The sequence below is a fragment of the Alkalibacterium subtropicum genome (assembly GCF_900112455.1).
Taxonomy (GTDB): Bacteria; Bacillota; Bacilli; order Lactobacillales; family Carnobacteriaceae_A; genus Alkalibacterium; species Alkalibacterium subtropicum.
The window spans coordinates 1-23,701 of the sequence record NZ_FOLT01000017.1 but is presented as its reverse complement, the minus strand read 5'-3'; the positions used below and the strand labels follow the sequence as shown (position 1 = coordinate 23,701).

The following is a 23,701-nucleotide window of genomic DNA, read 5'->3' as shown; positions in this document are numbered from 1 at the left end:
CCTATATCAATTTGATGTAGTCGGCGTTGTCTAGGTACTTCTTCAAGGTTTTGCGCATTTCATTTAGATAATCTTCAATGTCTTCTTCACTATTCAGCTCGACCATGCGGTTTGGAATGATTGTGTCTTTGTGAACCACAACTGTTTTAGGTGGACTTGCTGGTGGTGTCTGGTTAATGGCAACTTCTCCACCATCTCGACCATTTGCTCCATCGCCCTTACCTCCAGTGGGTTTAGGTGGAGTTGTATTAATCGGTGGAGTTACTTTTACTTCTTTATTCCTTTTCGCAATCACTTGTTTCGCTTCTTCGATCTGATGAATAAGTGTTCCTTTGATCGTACTGGATTCCTGTTTAAATGATTTTAAGTCACGAACTGTTCCTGCTGTCTGTAAACCTGTTTCAACATTGGATAGACGGAACTTATAACTGCGGTAAAGCTTGTCGTACTCCGGCTCCCCTTCTATTGCTTTAAGTTCCTGTTCGATGTCTAACTTGTCTTGCTCGATGGCTTCATGAACAGGCTGTGATACAGATTCCAGTTCATCTGTGTACGCCGAAGTGAACTGATCCGTCCAGTCTTTCAATTCTTTCATTTTGCGATATGGACGGGGCAAATCTATGATCGCCTTCTCCGCTTCATAAATCGTTCGTAACTCATCGTTTTCGATATAGTTACGGTCTTTCTCGTAAAGACTGATTTGCTCTGTCGTTTTATCAAATATACCTTTGTGATTGTTTAAAAATTCTAATATATCTTCAAGATCTTCGAATAGATCTAACAGTTCGTCTCCCTGTTCAACATACTGAGTCAAGAACTCTCTGGCATCTTTGATAGAAAGTAGACGCTCTATTTTTGTGATCGCATCGCGGATCAACTGCTGGTCAGGATAGCTATTTTCTCGGTAAAGCGACAGTTTATCCTGCAGCTCTTTCAGTTCTGTACTGAATCGGTTAGTTATGGTCTGATACATGTCTTCTTCTTTATCTTCCAGTGCTGAAATGTTAAATAGGTCCTTGGTCAGCTCTTTGACTTGTCTTTTGATTGAGTCATTTAATGTTTTGCGTTTAGCAACAACGATTTTCTCCTGCCATTTGGAGCTTTGAATATTTCGCATAAAGTCGTTTTCAAATACATTCATGTGTTTGCTGTTTAAAGTGAACTGAACCTTTTCAAGTTTGATCAAGCGGACTAAGCTCGCTAAAATGTCCAGATCATTCCATCCATAGGGCTCCACCGTATAACGGTTCAGAACTTCTCTCAACGTCACGACCATGTTGCGCTCTTTTTGCATATCAAGATAACGTTCGATCTCTTCCGTTGCTTCATTATTTTTATCTTCATACTCTTCTAGCAAGGAAACATCTCTACGTAAAATAAGTTTTTCCAGTTCATCTTTTGAATAAGAATTTTTTATATAGAAGATTTTAGGGTACGTATTTGAAACCAACGAGTATAAGCCTTTTTCAATACGCTTTTCCGGTGTACCACTGATGTCAATTTCTGATCCATTGACTAGGATATTGGCATCACTAATATCTTGTTTCAATTTGGCAACAAAGACATCTTCTAATTGCTTACGTTCAGAAGCTTTTCTCTGGCGAATGTCTTGCTGAGAAGGTGTCAGTGACTGAGTCGTCTGTCTTCTTAAATACTGATTGATTCGTAAGTAATTCTTGATCTCAGTGAAGTCTTCCTCTTCAGGCAAACGGACGATAACCATTTTATCTTCGCGTTGAGACAAGGCAATGGCATCCTGATCTTCATAGTGGTCGGAATAGGTTGTCATGAAACGCACACCGATCGTTGAAGACGTGCTTCTCAGTGAACGGTCATCGATCCATAAAGAGATATCCATGAGATAGGTAATATCAGGTTGATCACAATAAGGCTGATAAGTAAAGCGTCTAAGATTCAACACGTCGTTGATCAGGCGGTTCCCAGCTTCCATAATGTATTCCGATGTAGGAATTTCGATATTATCAATTTCACGGTTGATATCCTGTTCTTCATTAGTCAAGAACAAGTATTTGTTACCGATACGCTGGATCAAAAATTCATTTTCCAGCAGATCTAGTGAGCGCTTGATGTTGTTGCTTAATTCGATCATATCTTCATCGATAGAATGGATCATCAAAGTCGTTAAGTTTTTGAGTGTTCCTGGCATTTCATCGACATAACGAATGAGGAACAAAAGCTTCAAGACATTGACATCAAAATCACTCAGCATCTCATTCTGATTGGCTTTGATGATCGTTGAACGAACCGAATGCTCTAGAGCCTGGTCGATATTATCGTAAAAGACATGGAAAGGAATCAATGTGTTGAGATCGGCCTCTTTATGCTGAATCGTTGCCTGCTGGATGGATTCCAGTAGGTTACGTTCACCATCCGATAAGTGTTTCCCAGCAGATCCATGTTCACGAATGCCAGTAAAGACTTTTTGGAGGAGGTTAAATTGATACGGCACAAAGGGATACACTTTGGCAAAATCTTCGCGACTTTTATAAAACTGCATCGTTGCAGCATCTTCGAACTCGAGCTTATTTTTGATCGACACAGCATGCTCATCGTAGTTAGAAAGAAGCTTAGCGTATGCGTCTGCCTTTTTATCAAGCAAACGAATCTTGATAACCTCATCGGCGTTCGCACTGCTCAAGCTCACACGGGTATTAAACCGACCTTGGATTTTAGAGAAATCGGTTGAGGACATATGTTCTTGTAAACTGTTTATATCTTGTTGGGAAGTAACGATTACCCATACTTTACCGTTGCAAAGTTTACCTAAGTCTTCAACGACGGTTTGCAGGTTAAGCATCAAATTCGTATTTTCAGATATATACTGACCCACTTCATCTACAGAGAAAATCAGACGGTAGTCTTTATCTTTCTTATCGACGTATTTTTTGATACGTTGAGCGAACTCCTCTACTGATATTGAGTAATTATTTTCACCATTCTCAAGCCAGCGGTTAGCACTCTCTTCACTGCTGTTCGTTGCTTTGGCTAAAGCGATAACTGTCTCGTCAAAGTTATAATACAGTTCTTCTCTACCCTCGGACCATTTCAAGCCTGTTTCTTCTTCAAAATAGCTTTGAAATGCTTCATATTCTCCTTTTTCATCCAAGGTCTCTTCTAGTTCAGCTAACCATGGAATACTGGCAGAATAACCGCGCATTTCGTTATACACTTTATTGAACACTTTAACGATCGCCGTTTTATTCTGCTTGCTGTCAGAGTCAGCCTTAGAGTCAATGTTAAACAAGACGACGTCACTTGGATGAGCCGTGACTTTCTGCATCATCGACAGTAACTCCTGATTATGTAGTTTATCCTTAAAGAAATCAACAGGTTTTTTACCATCGATTTCCATATTGGACTGAAGTAAATAAGAAAGTATTTTCAAGAAATGAGATTTACCAGATCCAAAGAAACCTGAAATCCAAACGCCCATCCTATCGGTCGGTTTATCATAAGCTTTTGAGTAGGCTTTATAGAACGTTTCGAAATGCTGATGCAGTTCTTCAGTTATGACATACTCTTCAAGTTCCTGCTTGATATTCTCTTTTTCTTTTTGACCGATTTTTATAACACCTTGAATATCTCGTGTGATGTCTTTTTTAAATAGTTGTTCTATTTTCATAGACGTGTACTCCTTTTCGTTTAGTTTTCTATCAGTTTAAATGCACGGTAGTAATTGTCATCCATAAAGCGTGAAAACAAACGTAATCCACCGTTCTCATAACGCCCTGGATAAAACATGATCAACGGTTTCTTTTCAACGACTGTTTGAAGATTATTCAATACCGTGTGTGAGCGAACAATCGGATAAGCTTTACCTACTCCTGTAATGAAAATCATGGCATCTTCATCCATATGTGCACTAATATATTTAACGATCCAGTCATTATCAGTCGCAAGCTTCAAGGCTTTTTTCATCTTGTCGTAAAGGAATTCACTTCTTTTTTTATCTTCCATTTTAAAGTTCTTATCCATATACCCACGTTCTTCAAAAAAAGCTAAAACGATATCGAATAAATCAAATACCTGAATTTTTGTTCCCGGGTTCTCCCTCTGTATCTGCTTCTTTATATAGGGAATAGCATCTCTAACCACCAGTTCGTCTTCCGGTTCGTAGTCAAAAATGTAAAACCCCACTTCGTTACCTAGACCTTTGTTTGATAAGATTTTCGGATCTGATAATTTTTCATTTAACTCATCAAGCCTTACTGTGATTGGTCTCACTCGATAACCTCCCCTAACAATACTTCTACGATATGTTTTTCTTTCTCGGATTTTAAATGCTGTTCAACTTGAGATGAAATGATTGGTCTTTGTAATATGATCTTAGTTTCCGAATAATTGGCATACTCTGCATCCACCAGCGCTTGGTGGTAAGCGTTTACTAAACGTTCACGTGTTAACATCTTCCATTTTGCCACAGTTTCATTTTGCTCAACCTTGTTTTCAATGAATGAAGTAGTATCTAATTTTGTGACTTCGTCATCAAGCGTTAACCATTTGTCCCAAACAACTTCTCTCATCCATTCATAGAACAAAGTGTCTTTCATAAGAATGGCATAGAGTAAGATAGCTTTACGTGTCGATGTATCAGAGACTAGAAATTTTTCTAGCAGGAATTCATCTAGGTTGTTCAACCGTTTTCTGATTTCGCTCAGAAAACTTGTACGCCGATCTTTACTTGTCAGTTGAAAAATATTATCATCTATTACTTTTTCTTTAATATCTTCATCACTCATACCTTGATCAATTAACTCAGCAACCATTTTAGTTTCTCGATATAAAAACGGACGTGTATTTAACGTTGTTAGGTACTTTTTAGTCATAATTTTCGCTCTTTTCTAATAGACTCTATTACCTTTAAGTATAACAGTTTGGCCTGATCGGCGAAATGGTTAAGCTAAAAAAGACCACCTCAATAATAAATAGGTGGTCGAGTATTAGTAATGATTTATGTGGACACCTGCAATCCTGAGACCAGTATCTATGCAGATTTACTTTTCAATATAATGCTGCTAGATGCATATAGGACATTTCAGTAAATATCTCTTCTATGCCCTACTTCTAAAATGAGAATGGTAATGGTTTCGTCATTGATATCGGCAATTAATCGATAATCGCCAATACGATAACGCCATTCTCCGGAATGATTCCCGACCAATCCTTTACCAAACTGTCTTGGTTTGGTTGTATTGACTAAATTTTTCTTGATCCAACTCATAATCAAAAGTGACTGATGCTTGTCCATTTTTTTTAATTTCTTTTGAGCTTTTTTTGCAAAACGAACCTGATAGTTTTTTGCCATTTAATCGGATAACTCCTCTAGCATCTCATCAAAAGAGAGGCTTTCAGGGTTTTCTTCATATTCTTGCATTGCTTGTTTGTATAAGTTCAAGTCAATGTCATCTTCTATCTTTTCTAAAACAGAATTTCTAAATAAAGCAGATACAGAAATATTTTTTGATTTTGCGTATTCTTTTATGACTTTTTCTTCCTCAGGATCGATTCTTAATGAAATAGCAGCCATCGAAATCACCCTTTCTTTTGTACATACATTGTAATACAAAAAGGCAACGAATTCAATTTATTTCTTTGAGGAAAATTGACTCATCAGAATCTATAATCCATAAATTTAATAGATACCTTCTTCCATCTAAACTTGTAACTAGCAGCACTTATCGCAGCATTTTTTTACTTGCCTTTGCAACATTTTCAGAATTGAGATTGATTACTGTGTAGTCTTACTAAGTCATAATTTATCGTAGTATTCTTTTATTTTATCTGCCATCAACTTTCTTCTCTCGACAAGAAAATCTTCATAATCGTCTACGTCCATTGAAGATAACGAAGTCGGAATAGCATTCATTCTCATGTTTTCTTTTAGTTTCTCACTGTCATTGATTTCTCCTAGAGTAAATGACTCTTTATCTAACTGATCAATGATCCACCCCATGTATTCTTTAGGTGGCTGTGCTTTTATTTTAAGATTCACTGGCTGTTCAGTATAAGCATAATTGGCAATCTGATTATAGACTCCACGTCGGTTGTAACCATTTTTCTGGAGATAGCGTTTAGGGAAAATATGGTGAATATCTCCTCTTTCTTCTATCAAATGCTGTACGGTCACACTATTTGAAAGGAACGCATAGTCTTTCAAATAGACTTGAGCCATTACAAATAAATTGAAGTAAGGACTGCTTCTGACTGACGTTTCGAAGTTATCGGGCAATATAGTATCCCAGTATGCGCTAGACAGTTCTCCTTGCTCGATCCGTTTAACGTAGTCTTCCGGATTTTCAGCATCTGCAAAACGTTTGATATCATAGTCAAATTGAGATTCGGCTGAAGATGAATAACGCTCAGTTAAAATTGAGATGACAAACCACTTTCGTACAATCTTGTTAATGACTGGTGTATGTACACCTTTATCTTTAAGAAGTAAAAATAGTGCATAAGCAAAATTCAATGTATTTTGCGATCTTACTAATTTTTTGTGTACAACCCCTGATGATTTTATAATTGTAACAAACTGCTTAAAATTCGTTTGGTTTACAAACTGTAATACAGCTTCATGTAGTTGCTCAAATGATTCTTCTTCGATTTCCTTTTTGTAATCTCTCGTTTCAAAATCTCTTCCGGATAAGAGGCTAACGAGATCTGACAAACGTCCTCTTAAAAATTTAAAAGTAAAAGCGACTCTTAAAACATCAGTATAACTTGGTTCATATATTCCTGAATTATAGCTTTTCACCCAGCTGATGTAGCGAAAGTTGTCAGTGTTCGTAAATTCCTTGTCATTATTCTGAATATGATCGTAGCTGGCTGGTTGAGAAATAATATTCGCAAAGTAGTCGACCGTTTTTCTAATGGTCGGTCCATTGAACTCATCATTCACTGAAATTTTAGACATAGCAAAATCAGCCTGACTTAGTGCTACTCCTGCTGAGTTGATACGTATGAAAATTTCAGTAACTTCTTCTATATCGAGTGCATGTGAAAGTTCAATGACACCAATCGAACTGTGCTTAATGCTTTCGAGTTTATGCAGAATTCTACTCAATTTATTTCTATCAATTTCTGGATTTTTTTCACAATAGTCTTCTACAAATTCGAATAAATAAAAATGTTCACTGAAAATGTGTGAAATGTCTGGAATCCAGCGCTTATCTTTCCTAATGGCCGGGTTCGATACTTCAAAGTTTTTGTTTATAGGATCGAAAGCAATACGGATCGGTTTCTTATTATACTTTTTATCTACTATCTGGTGGCCAGAAATTGCAGCCATTAAAGCAGTCACACGTTGTTGTCCATCAATCAGGATGGTTTTACCTTCTGAAAGATGACCATTTTTTAAGCGCGCATCTGGATTACGCCATGTAATGATATAACCAACAGGATAATCATTGAAAAGTGAGTCTAGTAAGTCGCGCACTTTGGCACTTTTCCAAACGAAAGGGCGCTGAATTTCTGGTATTGCAATTTTCTTTTCGTCGATTAGAGATAATAGTGAATTGACCGTTGTATTATTTACATTATAATTTGCCATAGTTTCACACCTAATAGTTTTTACTTATTCTAACACATTCATAAAGCGTTACCAACCTATCAAGAGTTTAAAATATATTCTAATAATTTTTAAATCTATAATCATAGAATCCATACTTTTAATACTTTAATGAAAAAAGCATAGGTCTCTGTCCATTTAGAATGACAGAAACCTATGCTTCTTATTTGTTCTGAAATAAGATACTTAATTTTTGTTTAGTAGTTATACTTCTATACCTTCACTGTGTAACTTCCATTTCTTATTTCGTCTAATGCATTTTCCATAAGCTTTATCTTATCTTGGTAGTCATTTTCATCATACTCAATATACCCAATTGACATGACCTTTCCATTATGAAACCGTTTCTTCTCAAGTCCAGGCACCAAATTTGACTCAGTTAAATAGTTGTAAATATTCCATTTCAAGTCATTGATTTTATCTCCACTGACAATCTTAATTACAATAGTATTGTCTTCTATTTGCAGATAAAGATCATTTACATTATAATTTTCTAACCCTGTTTTTTCGAGTTCTTCAGGAGTAGAAAAATACCACCATAACCCATGAAATCCACCTCTGGGATTAGGTACGTATCCCCATCCATACCCTCTATCAAGTCTAAGACCATCCGCATTGTTCTCATCATCTGTTAGATAGTCAAAGAATCCACGGTATTGGTCACCAGACCACTTATCAATCGGTAGTGTTTCAAACTTCTGAACTCTTTCTTCAAGTTCATTTAAGAAATAATAATAATTGGAAAAAATTGTATTATCCGTTTTATCGATGTAAGGTGCCATAATATCTAGCATATCTTTACGAGTGATATGGATGTTTACATCTTCTGGATGAGCTTGACCAATGATTTTGTAGTAAACAGTGATGATATTTGCCTTACCTTCGTTTTCTATCAAATCTTTATAACGTTCTATTTGATTACTATGCTGAGAAGTGTAAGTTTTATCTTCAAGAATGATGTGGTACTTATCATTAATCTGAATGTAAACATCAATATTTTTATATTGCTTCTTTAATTGGGTGACTGTAATCTTTTCATCTTTTTTTTCTTTGGAATATTTTGAAGAGATGATTTTTCTGAGCATTTCAACAGCACATTTATTCAGATACTGATCGTCTTCTTCATATTCATTACTAGCGAAATTAAACAAATAACAAAGAAAAGCATCTTGTGATAATTCACTTGTTGCATAATCAAAAATATTATTCAAATGAGTTCCTCCTTAAGAAATTAAAATGTTGTATACGTTATAATTTTTTGTAAAAATATAAATTATTCCATATACCACCTCTTTTATTCTTAGCTCTTTTGTCAACTGTAACTATTTTTAAGATATAAACCCCTACTTCACAATTCATGAAATAGAGGCTTGATCTGATTAATTATTATTATCATTGTTTAATATCTCCAATGCCTCTTCCAAACTCTTCCCTTTATAATCCTGTGCGGCTAGCCACTGTCCAGTGACCGTTTTTGGAACAAAGGCCCCTAGGATCATTCCAGGGATGACAGTTTCGACCTCATTCGAGGCTTTTTCTCCGCCCATGTCTGTTTTGATCCAGCCAGGGTCGACGGCGTTGATGGTGACGTTTTTAGCTTTCAGTCTGCTTGCGTAGTCCTTCGTAAGCTTGTCCAGCGCGGCTTTTGATGCAGCGTAGGCGCCTATCGCCGGCTGATTCCTGACGCCGCTCGTGGTGTTGATGATGCGTCCAAATTTTTGTTCCAGCATGGCTGGCACGAACTTCTCTATCAGGATCATGGGTGCGATGACGTTGACCTGATACGTCTTGATGTAATCTTCGGCATCGACATGCCACTGTGGGTTTTGACTCGTTGACATGACGCCTGCATTATTGAACAGGATATCGACCGTTGTTTTCTCTAAAACTGACTCGGCCATTTCTCTGACGTCTTCTTCCTTCGACAGTTCCGCAGCGACCGGAAAGACCTCGACACCCAGTTCTTTGATTTCTTCGACTAGCGATTCTGTGTGTTCCAGTTTTCGGCTGTGTACGATAACGTTCGCACCCTGTTTCGCCATTGCTAAAGCAATCTCCCGGCCGATCCCTCTGCTGGCCCCGGTGACCAGGACCCATTTGTTTTTGACATCTAGCATCGTTGTTTCCTCCTTGTTTAGGTAATAAAGTTTTACTCAATCCCTTTTCTAGGGTTACTCATTTGGCCGATCCATTGTATTCGTCCGCTTAGAATAAGTATACTCTTATCGGAACCGCTTACGCAAGAAATCTGTCGTTCGAGTAGCACTTACGGGTACGTATTTTTTTATAAGAAAATTCAGTCGTGATCGACTTTTATGTGGCATTGGGGTGAACGAAGAGTGAGTTAGTTGCCCTTCCTACTCTTGATAAGAGTGAACAGTTTAAGTCGTGTAGCGAAAAAGGGCAGGAAATCAGAATGATCCACCTGATTCCCTGCCTTGCTGGTCTTGATTTTTTTTGGCTCCTAGTCCAAAGATAGCTGTTTCGTGTAACCCATTTCCCCTTGCTTAACTGCCGTATATGCAGCCAAGCATCCATCAGTTAAACAGGCAGCAATATATACTAGCTCGTTACAGTGCACCAGTAATTAAGATAATATCGAAGCTTGTTATAACGACACTCACAATAATAATGGCTTTTTTGATATACTGTGGTTTGTTTTCTCCAGAAATATAAAAGAGAAGGAACAGTGCCGTCGTAAAGATGCTTACGACTATCGAAAACAAAATATTGCCTTGAAAGTCTAATAATGTAGCGAGTAATTCAAGGATGATGCCGATGGCTGATGAGTAAAACAAGGCAGACCAAATTTCATTTTTATAGACATGCGTATCTTTGGCGATCCACTGCGTTGGGAATTTTGTCACGAGATACTGAAAACCCACGCCAAGTAACCCACCTATCAAACCAATGACGGCTCCGAAAATGAGCCCGAAGGACCGCACGCCTGGATTCATTTCAAATAGCTCAGCCACTTCCGGTTCAGCTGAAATATCTAATGTACTGAAATTGATCAGGATAGACGCGATCAAAACAATACTAAAAACAGCGAGTGCTAACCACGGGAAGCGTTTTTTAGTGTTCCTTACGTTCTCATTCATCTGTGTTTCCTCCAATTTTTAACGTTATCATAAAACATCCTGCTTGTTGAAGGCATAGTAGGACAGTCCTATAAACACTCCCACATACACTACATTAACGATCGCAGAAAACGAAAAACTTAAGCCCTCAATGTAGGTCATCCGTCCTGGTAAATAATTTTCTAAATTCCAGTTAGCCGTTAATAAATACTTTGCCAGATCCGTTTGTGAGGCTAAGTATTGAGTCAACCCGGTACCTAAGAATATGACACCTAGTGTCGCACCTAGGGATAATGAGGTGTTTCGCGTAAGGGGTGACAGCGTAAACGCCAGAGACCCAATAATGACTTAATAAACCAGATTACTGGCCACTAAGCCGGCAAGATAGCTTATAAATTGCACATATTCATAGCTGCCGTTCATCGTCATGAAGACATACTCCGATGTGGGATTCATATCTGTGGTTAATAACGCGAAGATCGTCATCGATAAATACAACAGTCCATAATAGAAGAACGCCAATAGTAGAGTCGTAAGGTATTTAGCCGTCAAGATTTTTGTTCGGGACTGGGTACGTATTATGAAAAGCCCTTATAAAGTGTCTCTTTATGGGGGGGTTCATACGCCTTAGTCAGTTCACTTCAATTACTCGACCATTTCCAATGCCTCTTCCAGACTCTTTCCTCTATAATCCTGTGCGGCCAGCCACTGGCCAGTGACGTTTTTGGAGACGAAGGCCCCCAGGATCATGCCTGGGATGACGGTTGCCACATCATGAGAGGCGTTTTCTCCACCCAAGTCTGTTTTGATCGAACCGGGGTCGATGGCATTGATGGTGACGTTTTTGGCTTTCAGTTTCTTGGCATAGTCCTTGGATAGTTTATCGAGCGCTCCTTTTGATGCCGCATAGGCGCCTTTTCCTGGGCTGTTTTTGATGCCGCTCGTGGTGTTGATGATGCGGCCGAATTTCTGGTCCAGCATGGCCGGCAGGAATTTCTCGATCAGGATCATGGGCGCGATCACGTTGACCTGATACGTCCAGATATACTCATTTACGTCCACTTGCCAGTAAGGGTCCTGACTATCTGGCATCACGCCTGCGTTATTGAACAGGATATCGACGTTTACTTTTTTAAAACGGCATCGGCCATTTTCCTGACCTCTTCTTCCTCCGACAGTTCTGCGGCTACAGAAAAAGCTTTTACACCGTGTCCTTTGATTTCTTCAACTAAATCTTCTGTATGCTCGCGCTTTCGGCTGTGGACGATAACATTCGCCCCATATTTGGCCATGGCGAGTGCGATCTCCCGTCCGATCCCACGACTGGCTCCTGTAACAAGTACCCATTTATCTTTGAGCTCTAACATATTATTCCTCCTGATTTGATCATTCTTTATTTAAACATAGTGATTCTCTGCCACTATAAAACGTGACATAAGACATAACACCATAATAACAGTATACGCTTTCATAAAAGGGTCATGCAAGGAATGCCTACTCCGGTTCGTTGACTTGTCCTTTTTATAGTCAAAAAAACCCTTAGTCGAAGGCTCGACACTTCTATTAAAAAGTGCCTAAGCTCAAATCGGCCAAGGGTCAGTATCGGTATTTTCTCAGATGCGTCTACTGTGTTTGAGTGAAACCATCTTATTTGCAGCATGGTAGAATCCATAGATATTCACATCGGTCAATTATTATTTATTCTTGCAGCTCAAAATCAGATGGTATCAGTACGGTGTCAATGGCATGGATCACACCATTGCTTGCTTCGATATCCGTCGTGGTTATGGCTGCATCGTTTACCATCGGATCTCCGGACAAGTCAAAGGTCAATTCTTCGCCGTGAACGGTTTCTGCTGTCTGACCGTCTTCCAGATCGCCTGCCATGACTTCAGATGGGATGACATGGTAGGTCAAAATCGATCCCAGGTCAGGCTGGCCAAGGAGTTCTTCTGCTGTAATATCCAATTCGCTCAGCAATGCTTCGAAGGCCTCGTCAGTTGGAGCAAAGACGGTGAATGGTCCTTCTCCCTGAAGGGTCTCAACAAGCTCTGCTTCCTGCAGGGCAGAGACTAGGATACTGAACTCAGGGTCCCCTTGTGCAATGGCCACAATATCTTCTTCGGTTTCTTCAATATTGTCTTCTGTTTCTTCAGTATCTTCGTCTAAATCCAGTTCTTCTTCTACATCTTCCTCAACCTCTTCTATTTCCTCTTCAGCAGTTTCAGGGTCTAACTCTGTATCTGTCTCATCATCGGTTGCACAGCCAGCTATAAGACCGACAGCTGCAACAGACAGGACGCCTGCGTGTAACAGTTTCGCTCTTTCTTTTGTCATGATCTATTCTTCCTCTCTAATGCTACAAAAAGAACACTCAAACAGATAAAAGATACGATTATCTTCTATACACCCAAAGAGTAGCAAACGATTTCATAGAAGTCAATGAATAGAATGGCTGGGATTCCCTTTCATTCCGCTCATCATGGAGGAATAGACTTTTTAGCCGGATGTTTTTATGCACGTTTTTCCGGTTTTTCCTGTATACTTATGAGATAGAGAGTGAAAGTAAGGTTTTACACTATAAATGACCTGCTTATCGGCGGTTACTAAAGGAGAATGGTATGGTTAACACACATCCCATGTGGGACGACTACCCCACTGTTCAGGTCCCTTTACAGGCATGCCTTGAACTGATCATAGAAATAACGACGATTGAAAATAAAGACATAGAAAAAACAGTGACTGATTTGATAGAGAGTCAGGGAAAAAGTCTCAGACCCGCCTACTTCCTGCTTTTTTCACAATTAGGCACGGCCCCACAAGACGCCTATGACAACATCATTGCTGCGGCTGCGTCGACGGAGGTCTTGCATTTGGCCACGCTCATTCATGACGACATCATCGATGAGGCGGCATTACGGCGCGGGAGTGAAACGGTCCACTCCAAACACGGTCAGGATGTGGCGGTATATACGGGGGATCTCATGATTTCGGTGTATTTTGAACTGCTGGCGGAAGCGACGGATTCGGTCGACATCATCCAGTTGAATACACAGTCGATGAAGCGCGTGCTGCTGGGCGAGATCAATCAGATGACGAATGTCTATGATACGGATATCACCTTTGAGAAATACCTGCAAAGCATCAAAGGCAAGACTGCTCAGCTGTTTGAACTCAGCTGTTACGAAGGCGCCTACTTTGGCCAGTGTGAACCTGAGATCATTGAACAAAGCGGCGCGATCGGTCAGAACATCGGGATCGCTTTTCAGATGCTGGATGATATCAGTGATTACACGCAGACAGCTGACAGCCTTAAAAAGCCCGTACTGAACGATGTCCAACAAGGGATCTATACCCTTCCGCTCATTTTAGGCATGGAGAGGAATAAAGAAGCTTTTCTTCCTTTGTTGCATAAGGGTGAAGACTTATCGGACAGTGACCTGGACGCTTTAGTGGCTTTGCTGCATGACCATGACTGCCTCGAACGTTCACATGCTATTGCCAAAGAATATATCGATAAAGCTTTAGCTTTGATCGATTCCCTGCCGAGTCAGCCTGAAAAAGACGTTCTGTATACTTTGACGCAAACACTACTCACACGAGACTATTAAAAAAGGAGATTCTTATGACACTCAAACAATATATCCTGCTCGCTCAAGTTGAAACCACCACGACCAGTATTTTTCCGGCTCTGATCGGCATCCTTTACGCCTGGTACAATTATGACATCTTCCGCTTAGGTTTTTCGATTTTAGGCTTACTCACCGTCGTTATCTTTCACCTGGCTGTCAATATAAGAGACAACTATTTGGATTATTACATCGCGGATAACAAGAATGCGGACCACGCTCAGGATATGACCGTCGGCAAGGAAAACATCCCGCTTAAAAATGTGCGGATAGCTTATTATATCTCCGGTGCCGTCGCTCTGGTCATCGGTTTGTACTTAGTGTTTCAGACGTCCATCATCCTGTTAGTCATCGGCTTTATCGGAGGCATGCTGATCGGCGTACTGTATACCGCGGGTCCACGGCCGATCTCAAGCACGCCGACCGGTGAATTCTTCATTGGCGTGTCGATGGGCTTTGGTATCTTCGCCTCGATGGTTTATGTGAACGCCTTTGATGTGATGACGTTTGATCTCGTCACCACCGGTCAACTCATCGTTGCATCCATCCCGACATCGATCACGGTCATGGCCATCTTGCTCGCCAATAACATTTGTGATTTGGAAGAAGATATCGAAGACAACCGGTTTACGCTGCCGTATCATATCGGCGTGGATAAAGCGCTCGTTGTCTTCAAATGGTTTTATTACGCTGCTTACACTGCGGTCATCCTGTCCGTCGTTTTCGGGACCTTCCCAAGACTAGTAAACTTGTCCTTGCTGACTTTCCCGTACGTCTTGAAAAATATCCGCATCTTCACGAATCATCAGGACAAACAGACGACCTTCATGACAACGATCATCAACTCCGCCGTGATCCCGGTCCCGATCATTATCACCTTATTCCTCGGCGCGTGGCTGAATGTCTAGTAGTCCTTTGACAAGATTTCTTGGAATATCACTATGACAGCAAAAACAGTCAGTGATGTACTGAACGTGAATAAAGCACAGACGTCCTGTTTGCTAGTCCAACAGAGCATCTGTGCTTTTATTTTATACCCGATACCAAGTACCCTTGATTTACAAAGGTTCCCCACAAACTCGCTTAGTAATCGTAGTTTTTGCGTTACTGAAACAGGAATTGCTTACATTCTGTCCGTTTATCCTACTTAATATTAAGACAAACCACCCAATTGATTTCGTGTGGTCAATCTCTTAAATTAAACCCAACAATATTATAATCATCTGCATTCACTAACTTCTCAACGTTTCCAACTATATCTTTATTTTCAGACTCAAATATTACTAAATATAGTTCTTCTTCAGATTCCAGCACCATGTCAGATAAGTAATACTCCATTACGCCATCTTTATTCAACGCACTCGGTTTAACCTTTTTAATAGTCGCTTTTTCTGGATCTACCACTTCAGCTTTTTCACTTGACGATAATTGTTTATATGCTGCCTCTACACTATCATTATTACTACTATAACCAACAGTTAACATGACTAGTATCATTGGCGTGGATAATAAAATTTGTTTGATTGTGCGCATATCCTCACCTCAATATTAAAAATAAAAGGCCAACTATTGTTTCGATATTAAGGTCATGGTACTTCAAACCGAAATGAAATTATATCGTCCCGTAATTCATTAAAGTATAAATAAATATTATAGATAATGTTATAACCAGGATAAAGCTTAAAACGCCTTTTGTTTTTCGCCCTTCTTTGAGATCATGTAAGGCCATTACAAAAAGTGATACTAATTGAAAGACAATAATGAGTGGAAATAATGAATAATTTCTAGAGATCAAACCATACACTGCAATGATTATACTTATAACCAATGCTATTTTTTGTAGTGCTTTTAGCAATTTTGACACATCCTTATTAGAATAGTCTAACTTCACTAGATTATTTCTTTCTGGTCTTTCTGGATGACAGGTAAGACAAAATCGATCTGTTTGTCTGCCCACCCAACCGCTATAGCAGCCATGGTTCCACTGTTTGACTGATGCTCTTCTTTCACCTGTTCAAATAATGCGTTTTAAGGTTGATGAGAACACTAGTTACATTTAAGAGGTCCTTAACCTCTTCTATATCTAGGTTAATTTGTTATGAAAAAGTTAGGGAGCTATGCCTACTATCCATCTCGTCATATTGAGATATAGTTTAAATCATTAGCTCAAAAAGACTACTGCCATTCATATGTACCTCATAACTATTGTCATATCTTCATAATTAAATTCACAAACGACTTCCATTTCCATCCTATTCTTCATCTGCTTCTTCAGAAAAATAAGGCAATACTAAGAGTCCTGTGCCGATTCCGAAAGATAAATATATTAAAACATTTAGTAAATCGGGAGTACCTGATACCATTGCTGCAGATAAAATTTTTGCATGATAAAGAATTGCAGATATCAAGTAAAAGAGTGTTCCCATTATTCTTGTGCTCATAATACTCCTCCTGTTAATATGATATATTTACGGCTAATAACATGTATTACTGGTTTTTTAATGGTGTCCAGCTTTTTCACGTTACTTTTTTTAGTAAAAGTCAGATGGCTCTTTTAAAAACGCCTCTCCTTGATGTTGTATATGATGTGGTCTCCTAGTTAAACTTATCATAATAACTGTAGAAAGGAAAGAATATGATTGTAATATGTTAGTATATATAATTGATCATGATTCTGCACAGTGGATGTTATTAAGCTATCCAGTTCCCGATAGAGGCAAAGCTGGGTGTTCTGGAGCTGTAGGTGTTCTTGGTAACTTAAGGTGTTTTCCGTTCTTCACATATGAATACTTTACTTAAACAGCTTCAACCATGCTTTTCGTTTTGAAATCACCGTCATGTTTTTGTTAAGATGTAATAACGCGAATCAAGCCTTAGGCACTTCGTTCAACTGTGCCACTGTATTTAAAAACTGAAAGACGACTATTTGATTTAAGTGTGACGAAAGGGAAATGAAATGAAGACCAATTTTTTAGATCAATTTTATACCATCGATCCAGATACAGGTTATTATATTATTGATATTGCTTTAAAGGATTATGACGAAGTATTCAATACGTGGGATTCATCTGTCTACAATATCAGGGATCTGGATTCCAGCCTGAAGTCTTTTTTAGATGAATTTTCTTATGAGATCGACTCAAAAAATAAAATAAAGCTCATATTTAATATGCAGAATGAAAAGAAAAACACTGAAATGGAAAAGACCATCAAAAATGGCGTCCGCAACCATTTCAACTATCGCTATTTTTTGACGACGAAGCACACGAACCGAAAGCGAAATAAATCCTTCGTCTATATCGTGGTCTCCGTTCTGTTCACGATCCTGACGACCTATTTGCAGATCAGCGAAGAAGGCAGACTTATCCAAGAACTGCTTCTGCTGAATTTAACGGTCGGCAGCTGGGTGTTTTTGTGGGAAGCTTTCTCTATCCTCTTCATGCAAAGCAGTGATCTGACACAAAGACGGAAGCATTACAAACGGATCGTCACTGCACCGATCGAATTCAGATACCATTAGAGTTATCCTATCTTCCGGTAACTTCAGTGGAATAAAAAATTCAGTATATTAAAGAGCACAGGAATCTCTGAAAGTCGACCCTGACAGAGAAGCCGGTGCTTTTTTCATAACCAGAAGCATTCTTTGGTGATAACCGGAGCTGAAATAAGAAAGTTTAGTTGAGTTCCCATTATCAGTGCCCCTTCCACCGATGCGGTCTGACTCGATCATCGGTATGGACTGTATCCACCTGTCAAATCGTCCGATTGGCGACCGTCTCCTTTTAGCCCTCATACCACCGCTCGACATACTGCTTCAACTGCTCGAATTCGTTGAAGTTTACGTGGTCCCCCCTCTGTTTACAGATGTCCATTTTCTTTTTAATGAGCGCAATGTATTTTCTTCTGGGGAGTTCTTCTTCCAGATAATCTTTGAAAGCAGCGATAAGCTGGACGGATTTTTGGATGTACTTGTCGTAGAGTTTGTGGTCCAGAGTCAGCTCCAGTGTGATGATGATGTTGGCTTTCTTCACCGGTGAGATGAATGGATTCTGATCCAGGCGCTGCTGCATCTCTAACAGGATGTATGTAAGTAACGCGTCGATGCTGCCGAACTGGTCCTGGGTGTATTCTTTGATCATCAGGACTTCGGTGTAGAAGAACAGCTGCGTGTTAAAGAAGAGGACGAGTTCATCGATCTCTCTGGCGATATCGACCACTTGGGCCAGATCATCGGTGACGTCCATCAGGGTGTAGGAATTCAGATCCTCTCTGCCGTTCAAGTAAAACTCGATCTTTTCGACAAAGGTCATTTTCAAGTAGCGCAGATCCGGGTAAAGCCGGTACTTGGCATGCTTCATCAGGAGATATTCCTGCTCAGACGGGTATTTCACAGCCATCTCAACGAGCAGCTCGATCAATTCGTTTTTATAGAGCCGTGAGAGACTGAGGCGCAGGTTCGTGTCGTTGACCCCCACCCCTTTCAGGCCCAGGCTCACAGACAAATGGTAAAAGGTTGCCGCCTGATGTTTGCAGAAAGGTCCCTTGTCATAAGGACAGTCACAATGTGTGTGCGTGATGGTGTTCCGGTCCTCGGCAAAGGTCACGGTAACGGTATACGGTTTTGTGCCTTCGACGGTAAAGGTATAATGCCGGTCGTCTTCTTTTTGTACATCGATGATCTTGTCCCGCTTGAAGTAATCCAGCCCGCGTTCGAGGATCACGGGGTCGATCTCGGTTTCAAAGGCAGTCAGTTTCATCTCCCTCACCTCTTTCCCAGTTAGTCTAATGCGTCATGACGCTTCTGTGTCAAATGTTTGTCCTGCTTTATAAGTGTGTAATGCTACTAACAAGGCTGATATCTTTTCTGACGAACACCCTAGCTGCCTTTCACAAGACCATGTCTTTTTTCAGGTCTACAAAAACGATGTCTCTGGCCTCATTAAAGTCATCAAGATAAAAGGCCTGCAGATCAATATTCGACCGCTGTTTAATGTAATAAGCTTTTTTCCAAGTATCCATGATGCCCGTGTACAGGGTTTCATCTTTATGACCGGTCAGGCTGTCTACGACGGCACCGGTAGGGATATCAGCGTGCGACAAAATACGGAAGGCCTGCAACACAGCGTCTTCGTGGGTCAAGTCCACCGGGGTGTTGGCGACATAGTAGGCACTGCGGACGAACCGGGACGGTGGTGTGAAGTCGCCAGGCAGACCGACCGAACCGGTCCCTTCCCCAAGTTTTGAGACTGTATGTGTGTTGAACGTTCGTTTCTCGATATTTTCCGGCTGTAAGTGCAGATGGTTTTTCAGATTCGTCGTGTGCCAGGAAAACTCTGGCGCATTGGTCAAAACGCCGAACGGATTATCGTAAACCCTCAAGCGGCCGTTTTCTGGTTCAAGGACCACTTTATCTCCGGTTTCATCCATGAAAAAGAAATGCATCTCATTCGATAGGTCACTGTCGTCTATCCCTTTCGCCATAATGTTCAGGGTTTCGGCTGTTTGTTTCACCTCGTTGACCGTGGCACATCGTGTAAGCAGGTAATCAAAAGCACGGGCGATGGTCAAGTTGAGTTTGTTAGGAGCTTCTTGTTTTGAAAAGGTGGCCATCTTGGGGAATAGGTTGTTCGAGCCCATCAATCCTTTTTCATTTATACCGTCACCGAAAGAAGCGATGTCATAAAACACCGTCCCCAGCGTCGCATAGGTTGATGGGAAGGCCCCGTTCAATGTGGGGATGAATCCTGCAGTATTTGGAGGCACATACCCTATTCTGTTATTTAAACGGACACCCACTTCAAGTGTGCGGCCGAAAACACAGCCTTCTTTATAAGAAAAACCGATCGTGGTGCACATGATTGCATCCCTCTTTCTGTGTATATGATTTATGATCAGCTGACTGCAGCTGTTTCTTCATGTCAGACTTTGTCCCTGAACGCAGAAGCTGTCTCCAACCTATGTCGTGCTACTGTTCGTCCGCTCCGTCACAACCGCTCAGGAGACTCACGCGGTATGCTTCCTTAACGATCACATCCTTCGTGGTGCTTCAGTCTCTATTTCAACGTTTTCTTTAAGTAGATAATATTTCGGTTCCATCTGCAAGTCTGTTCCGATTTGATCCTATCATCAATAATGCCGGTCAGCTTTTCTTTTTCCTGTACTCTGCCGCAAATTGTCTTAAAATAAACAAGAGCAAAAGCCCCAGGAAGGACCCGGTGAGCGACAAGGTATAAAACAGGGATTCCTGTTCTCTGTTCACATAGGACAGGACCAGCAAGCCGGTAACAAGACTGAAAAGTGCCAAGGACAGGATGATCCTGACGGCTGTCGCTTTTCTCTTTATATGAATGACTTCGATGAGGCCATCCAAAACAAAATCCAAAAGTAATTCGACTAAATCCGACACGTTCGTGCCCTCCTTTTCGGGTTGCTGTTTTATTTTCTGGCTAGCTTTCAACGTTTCTTGTTTAGTAGTCCTTTTAGCAAACTGGGTTTACATACTGTTCCAGAAGCGGGCATGAATTTGTTTGGAATCAGACTGGGCAATGTACCGAAGCTTGACGGCCAAAGCCAGTTCCCCTTCTTTATAGGCAATGGTTAAGTGACCGAGATTTTTTCTTGCCAGCCATACCGTTGTGGAATGCGTAAAAGCCTGGACGTTTTTCTGAGCAATAAAGAGCTGGACTGTCGACAACCATTGAAACTGCTGGAGGCAGAGAATGGCGTTGTCCAGAATGCTGTATCCTTGCACACGACTCTTCTTCCATTCGATACCTAAGGCGATGACCAGGATCAATAAGGAAGCGGCCCCGATCAAGCGATTGATGAAGAACGCCGAAATGACCAAAGGCACGCCGATGAGCAGCAGCCAGCGCCAGAAATACCACAGCCTGTCCGTGGACACGTTTTCTATATCCGGTTCCTGTACGGCAAAATCAGGCAGGAACTGATTCAACTGTCCGTATACCTTTGCGTCATCAATGAGCGGGAACAGATACACTTTTTTCGTGTTGAACCCTTCCCCTTCCTTTTCCTGGCCACCCATGATCACCAGTTCGACTGTCGACCGATGGAAACGTCTCCGGATGATCTGCTTGTGCAGCCTTATGCCTTGAATTTTGCCCAGGGGTATTTTTTGTGTTTTCCTCTCAAACAAACCGTATGCGATGGTCAGCGTCTCTTCTTCCCTGTAGGCTTCAAAGTTGTAGAACAGGATGAAGTTTTTCAGGAGCGACAAAGTGACGACGAGCCCGATACCGATAAATAGCAGCAGGATAAGCAGCAGGCCTTCAAAATAATCAATCAGCGATGTGAGTTCAAAAAAGAATCGTTCCGGCAGCCATTCAAAGACAAAGGCGGCAAGCGTCCCCACGATCAGGATGGCGGTGAGATCAGTGAGGGCATAAAGTAGGATATCCTGATTGCTTAAAGTGAAATGACTTGCTGGTGGTGCTTGTAAAAGCGTATCCTGGCTGACACCGGTTCCCGTTTTATTTCTGTAGCTTTCGATCTTGTCTAAGAGAGAAGAGTCGACGGCAGCCAGGGAAGCTTCTGCTTCTCCGGCTGACCCACCGGCAGTCTCGATCAGAATTTCAATGACGTTAAACGGTTTGAAGAAAAACCATTGACGCTGTTTAACGGTCTGAATACGGTCATAGGCAATTTCCGTTTCTTTTTTGTTGATGATACCCTTATAGATAATGATATTCTCCGGTGAGAGTCTATAGGTATGCGTGCGGTATTTGATGATGCTTTTGATTATCAGAGCGGTCACCAGAGCGGTCAAACCTAAATACGAGTAGAGATTATCGCTGTCCAGATCCACGAGCAGCAGGATAAACAAAAAAATCCAGTTTCTGAGGTCGCGGATAAAATAAACAAGCATCACTGAGGGATGAAACTGTTTCCGTTCATTCGCCATCTTCCATGCTCTCCTCTACTTTGACCACTAATTTTTGACGGATCATCTGGGCTTCTTCGATAGATAAGCCGGCAATGTGGTGATTTGTTGCGGCGGTATGTATGATCAGCTCCATCAGGCCTTCCTGTCTTAAAAACGGCCCCTGTTCTGTCTCGATATGCTGGATCCGTGAAAACGGGACGTACGTGATCGACCGGAAGATGAAGCCTTTTTGAAAGATGATTTCTTTCGTGCTGATTTCATAGCGGAAATAGTTGTAGCGGTAGCTGATCAGGAAGAAGTTCAGTGCGAAAAGAATGAGTGTAATGGAAAAATAGAGGGTCGCCGCAAACTGCAGGCTGCTGTTCATCATGCTGAAATATGTAAAGATGCCGTAAGCAATTGCGCCGGAAAGAACGAAAAGTAGAAATGTGAGCAGGCTCGATTTTTTCCAGACCTTTTTTACCGATTCCGGCAGTTTGTTTTCCAATAAAGGATAGTTCATGAAGGGTGCCCCTTTCATATATATTTATTTTTAGTTTACCATAGTACTGAAGTTTTGTTAAAGACTTCTCAAAGTTTCACGCGAGATAGTTCTATATTCGGATGAAAATTTAGTGATGCCCCTCTTTGGTACTTCAGTATAGTGACACGATGACTGATATTATATAAAAACACATAAGTGTGATAAGCTGAAATCAGAAAAGATTTAGAGGAGGCTATTCAATGGAAGAACGCACACTGGTCATCATCAAACCGGATGGGGTCGAACGTAATCTGACGGGCCATCTGTTGAAAGAATTCGAACGCAATAATTTGCGCATCAGCCGCTTGAAAATGATGCAGGCTGATATGGAGCTGGCACGGAAGCACTACGCTGAACTGGCTGACAAGCCATTTTTCAATAAACTGCTGGATTACATCACCCGTGGTCCCCTGGTCGTCTGTGTGATCGACGGTGAGGATGCGGTCAATCGGGTCCGGGAACTGGTCGGGGACACCGATCCGAAAATCGCCCGTCCCAATACCATCCGTACCCTTTATGGAAAAGACAAGACGGAGAATACCGTCCATGCGTCGGATTCAGTCGAAAGTGCCGAGCGGGAAATGCTGCTGTGGTTCGGTGAACTGTACGATAAATAATTAAGCTGAATGAGAAAGGTCGAGCTGGAAGCTTCCAGCTCTTTTTTATTTGAAAATAATAGTGCAAAAAAGCGCAAAAAAACACGCTCCATGTTATAATAAATACAGATAAAATTTATTTTTTTAATTGAGTGCTAGATGCTGTTGCCGCAGACCTAGTGCTCTTTTTTCGTTATACGGAACTTTATCGGTTAAGATTTTATAAATGATTCGAAGTAACTTGTGACCACAGGCCATCACAGCCTTCATTTTAGATCCTCTACTAGAGATACGGTAGTACACTGATCGAAAAGCAAAATCTTTCGATCGACCGGCGATGCCGCCACTGGAAACAAGTGTGGTCTTTAAATATTTGTTTCCCGGG

Annotated in this window: 24 protein-coding genes; 4 read left to right on the top strand and 20 right to left on the bottom strand. The window is 40.8% G+C overall.

Going from position 1 to position 23,701, the window contains the following annotated elements:
- Position 1: 1 nt before the first annotated feature.
- The 12 genes from brxC to BM049_RS10570 form a co-directional block, all read right to left on the bottom strand.
- Positions 2-3,643 carry a BREX system P-loop protein BrxC gene (gene brxC / locus BM049_RS10620; protein WP_091531492.1) on the bottom strand — a complete coding sequence of 1,214 codons (3,642 nt, stop codon included), beginning with the start codon at positions 3,641-3,643 and terminating at the stop codon, positions 2-4.
- 20 nt (positions 3,644-3,663) lie between these two features.
- The gene (locus BM049_RS10615; protein WP_091531488.1) at positions 3,664-4,245 is read right to left on the bottom strand and encodes a DUF1788 domain-containing protein; all 582 of its coding nucleotides are present in this window, start codon (positions 4,243-4,245) and stop codon (positions 3,664-3,666) included.
- Positions 4,242-4,847, bottom strand: a complete 606-nt coding sequence (locus BM049_RS10610) for a DUF1819 family protein (RefSeq protein ID WP_091531486.1) — start codon at positions 4,845-4,847, stop codon at positions 4,242-4,244. Before BM049_RS10610 ends, BM049_RS10615 begins: the two co-directional genes overlap by 4 nt.
- A gap of 209 nt (positions 4,848-5,056) precedes the next feature.
- Positions 5,057-5,326 (bottom strand): type II toxin-antitoxin system RelE family toxin, encoded by a 270-nt coding sequence (locus tag BM049_RS10605; RefSeq protein WP_091531484.1) that lies wholly within the window; start codon positions 5,324-5,326, stop codon positions 5,057-5,059.
- Positions 5,327-5,548, bottom strand: coding sequence for a type II toxin-antitoxin system RelB family antitoxin (gene relB / locus BM049_RS10600; protein WP_091531482.1), 222 nt, complete (start codon positions 5,546-5,548; stop codon positions 5,327-5,329).
- A 222-nt stretch (positions 5,549-5,770) separates the two neighbouring features.
- Positions 5,771-7,567 carry a GmrSD restriction endonuclease domain-containing protein gene (locus tag BM049_RS10595; RefSeq protein ID WP_091531480.1) on the bottom strand — a complete coding sequence of 599 codons (1,797 nt, stop codon included), beginning with the start codon at positions 7,565-7,567 and terminating at the stop codon, positions 5,771-5,773.
- Between the two features lie 230 nt (positions 7,568-7,797).
- Complete coding sequence (locus BM049_RS10590) at positions 7,798-8,796, bottom strand: PD-(D/E)XK nuclease family protein (RefSeq protein WP_091531477.1); 999 nt, start codon at positions 8,794-8,796, stop codon at positions 7,798-7,800.
- A gap of 168 nt (positions 8,797-8,964) precedes the next feature.
- The gene (locus BM049_RS10585; protein ID WP_091531475.1) at positions 8,965-9,702 is read right to left on the bottom strand and encodes an SDR family NAD(P)-dependent oxidoreductase; all 738 of its coding nucleotides are present in this window, start codon (positions 9,700-9,702) and stop codon (positions 8,965-8,967) included.
- Between the two features lie 453 nt (positions 9,703-10,155).
- On the bottom strand, positions 10,156-10,686 hold the full coding sequence (locus BM049_RS10580) for a hypothetical protein (protein WP_091531473.1): 531 nt from the start codon (positions 10,684-10,686) through the stop codon (positions 10,156-10,158).
- Between the two features lie 624 nt (positions 10,687-11,310).
- Complete coding sequence (locus BM049_RS10575) at positions 11,311-11,757, bottom strand: SDR family oxidoreductase (RefSeq protein WP_281242243.1); 447 nt, start codon at positions 11,755-11,757, stop codon at positions 11,311-11,313.
- 32 nt (positions 11,758-11,789) lie between these two features.
- Positions 11,790-12,032, bottom strand: coding sequence for an SDR family NAD(P)-dependent oxidoreductase (locus BM049_RS12140; protein WP_281242242.1), 243 nt, complete (start codon positions 12,030-12,032; stop codon positions 11,790-11,792).
- 331 nt (positions 12,033-12,363) lie between these two features.
- Complete coding sequence (locus BM049_RS10570; RefSeq protein ID WP_091531470.1) at positions 12,364-13,002, bottom strand: fasciclin domain-containing protein; 639 nt, start codon at positions 13,000-13,002, stop codon at positions 12,364-12,366.
- Between the two features lie 284 nt (positions 13,003-13,286).
- On the opposite strand from BM049_RS10570, the gene BM049_RS10565 reads away from it, so the two are divergent.
- Positions 13,287-14,276, top strand: a complete 990-nt coding sequence (locus BM049_RS10565; protein WP_091531468.1) for a polyprenyl synthetase family protein — start codon at positions 13,287-13,289, stop codon at positions 14,274-14,276.
- Between the two features lie 14 nt (positions 14,277-14,290).
- Positions 14,291-15,202 carry a UbiA family prenyltransferase gene (locus tag BM049_RS10560; protein ID WP_091531466.1) on the top strand — a complete coding sequence of 304 codons (912 nt, stop codon included), beginning with the start codon at positions 14,291-14,293 and terminating at the stop codon, positions 15,200-15,202.
- Positions 15,203-15,479: 277 nt separating this feature from the next.
- Here the strand turns inward: BM049_RS10560 and BM049_RS10555 are convergent, their stop codons facing one another.
- A complete protein-coding gene (locus BM049_RS10555) occupies positions 15,480-15,827 on the bottom strand; it encodes a hypothetical protein (RefSeq protein ID WP_091531464.1) in 348 nt (115 codons plus the stop codon).
- Positions 15,828-16,546: 719 nt separating this feature from the next.
- Positions 16,547-16,735 carry a hypothetical protein gene (locus BM049_RS10545; RefSeq protein ID WP_091531460.1) on the bottom strand — a complete coding sequence of 63 codons (189 nt, stop codon included), beginning with the start codon at positions 16,733-16,735 and terminating at the stop codon, positions 16,547-16,549.
- Positions 16,736-17,250: 515 nt separating this feature from the next.
- Between BM049_RS10545 and BM049_RS10540 the strand changes: the two genes are divergently transcribed.
- Positions 17,251-17,814: a hypothetical protein gene (locus BM049_RS10540; protein WP_091531457.1), complete on the top strand. Its 564-nt coding sequence runs from the start codon at positions 17,251-17,253 to the stop codon at positions 17,812-17,814.
- A 262-nt stretch (positions 17,815-18,076) separates the two neighbouring features.
- Here the strand turns inward: BM049_RS10540 and BM049_RS10535 are convergent, their stop codons facing one another.
- The 5 genes from BM049_RS10535 to BM049_RS10515 all read right to left on the bottom strand — a co-directional run bounded on the left by BM049_RS10535 (position 18,077) and on the right by BM049_RS10515 (position 22,699).
- Positions 18,077-19,051, bottom strand: a complete 975-nt coding sequence (locus BM049_RS10535) for an SWIM zinc finger family protein (protein ID WP_091531456.1) — start codon at positions 19,049-19,051, stop codon at positions 18,077-18,079.
- Positions 19,052-19,181: 130 nt separating this feature from the next.
- Complete coding sequence (locus BM049_RS10530) at positions 19,182-20,150, bottom strand: linear amide C-N hydrolase (RefSeq protein ID WP_091531454.1); 969 nt, start codon at positions 20,148-20,150, stop codon at positions 19,182-19,184.
- A gap of 283 nt (positions 20,151-20,433) precedes the next feature.
- Complete coding sequence (locus BM049_RS10525; RefSeq protein ID WP_091531453.1) at positions 20,434-20,700, bottom strand: hypothetical protein; 267 nt, start codon at positions 20,698-20,700, stop codon at positions 20,434-20,436.
- An 87-nt stretch (positions 20,701-20,787) separates the two neighbouring features.
- Positions 20,788-22,215: a PH domain-containing protein gene (locus BM049_RS10520; RefSeq protein ID WP_091531451.1), complete on the bottom strand. Its 1,428-nt coding sequence runs from the start codon at positions 22,213-22,215 to the stop codon at positions 20,788-20,790.
- Entirely contained in the window at positions 22,205-22,699 is a 495-nt protein-coding gene (locus BM049_RS10515; protein WP_091531449.1) for a PH domain-containing protein, read from the bottom strand. Before BM049_RS10515 ends, BM049_RS10520 begins: the two co-directional genes overlap by 11 nt.
- A 221-nt stretch (positions 22,700-22,920) precedes the next feature.
- On the opposite strand from BM049_RS10515, the gene ndk reads away from it, so the two are divergent.
- Positions 22,921-23,337, top strand: coding sequence for a nucleoside-diphosphate kinase (gene ndk, locus BM049_RS10510; protein WP_091531447.1), 417 nt, complete (start codon positions 22,921-22,923; stop codon positions 23,335-23,337).
- A 123-nt stretch (positions 23,338-23,460) separates the two neighbouring features.
- Here the strand turns inward: ndk and BM049_RS11970 are convergent.
- Positions 23,461-23,701: hypothetical protein (locus BM049_RS11970; RefSeq protein WP_218147261.1), on the bottom strand; the 241-nt coding region annotated here is incomplete at its 5' end.

Excerpts from the sequence above, each read along its gene's own strand:
- brxC (WP_091531492.1), bottom strand. The coding sequence starts at position 3,643 with ATGAAAATAGAACAACTATTTAAAAAAGACATCACACGAGATATTCAA.
- BM049_RS10610 (WP_091531486.1), bottom strand. The coding sequence starts at position 4,847 with ATGACTAAAAAGTACCTAACAACGTTAAATACACGTCCGTTTTTATAT.
- BM049_RS10605 (WP_091531484.1), bottom strand. The coding sequence starts at position 5,326 with ATGGCAAAAAACTATCAGGTTCGTTTTGCAAAAAAAGCTCAAAAGAAA.
- relB (WP_091531482.1), bottom strand. The coding sequence starts at position 5,548 with ATGGCTGCTATTTCATTAAGAATCGATCCTGAGGAAGAAAAAGTCATA.
- BM049_RS10595 (WP_091531480.1), bottom strand. The coding sequence starts at position 7,567 with ATGGCAAATTATAATGTAAATAATACAACGGTCAATTCACTATTATCT.
- BM049_RS10585 (WP_091531475.1), bottom strand. The coding sequence starts at position 9,702 with ATGCTAGATGTCAAAAACAAATGGGTCCTGGTCACCGGGGCCAGCAGA.
- BM049_RS10580 (WP_091531473.1), bottom strand. The coding sequence starts at position 10,686 with ATGAATGAGAACGTAAGGAACACTAAAAAACGCTTCCCGTGGTTAGCA.
- BM049_RS10575 (WP_281242243.1), bottom strand. The coding sequence starts at position 11,757 with ATGCCAGATAGTCAGGACCCTTACTGGCAAGTGGACGTAAATGAGTAT.
- BM049_RS12140 (WP_281242242.1), bottom strand. The coding sequence starts at position 12,032 with ATGTTAGAGCTCAAAGATAAATGGGTACTTGTTACAGGAGCCAGTCGT.
- BM049_RS10570 (WP_091531470.1), bottom strand. The coding sequence starts at position 13,002 with ATGACAAAAGAAAGAGCGAAACTGTTACACGCAGGCGTCCTGTCTGTT.
- BM049_RS10565 (WP_091531468.1), top strand. The coding sequence starts at position 13,287 with ATGGTTAACACACATCCCATGTGGGACGACTACCCCACTGTTCAGGTC.
- BM049_RS10560 (WP_091531466.1), top strand. The coding sequence starts at position 14,291 with ATGACACTCAAACAATATATCCTGCTCGCTCAAGTTGAAACCACCACG.
- BM049_RS10555 (WP_091531464.1), bottom strand. The coding sequence starts at position 15,827 with ATGCGCACAATCAAACAAATTTTATTATCCACGCCAATGATACTAGTC.
- BM049_RS10545 (WP_091531460.1), bottom strand. The coding sequence starts at position 16,735 with ATGAGCACAAGAATAATGGGAACACTCTTTTACTTGATATCTGCAATT.
- BM049_RS10540 (WP_091531457.1), top strand. The coding sequence starts at position 17,251 with ATGAAGACCAATTTTTTAGATCAATTTTATACCATCGATCCAGATACA.
- BM049_RS10535 (WP_091531456.1), bottom strand. The coding sequence starts at position 19,051 with ATGAAACTGACTGCCTTTGAAACCGAGATCGACCCCGTGATCCTCGAA.
- BM049_RS10530 (WP_091531454.1), bottom strand. The coding sequence starts at position 20,150 with ATGTGCACCACGATCGGTTTTTCTTATAAAGAAGGCTGTGTTTTCGGC.
- BM049_RS10520 (WP_091531451.1), bottom strand. The coding sequence starts at position 22,215 with ATGGCGAATGAACGGAAACAGTTTCATCCCTCAGTGATGCTTGTTTAT.
- BM049_RS10515 (WP_091531449.1), bottom strand. The coding sequence starts at position 22,699 with ATGAACTATCCTTTATTGGAAAACAAACTGCCGGAATCGGTAAAAAAG.
- ndk (WP_091531447.1), top strand. The coding sequence starts at position 22,921 with ATGGAAGAACGCACACTGGTCATCATCAAACCGGATGGGGTCGAACGT.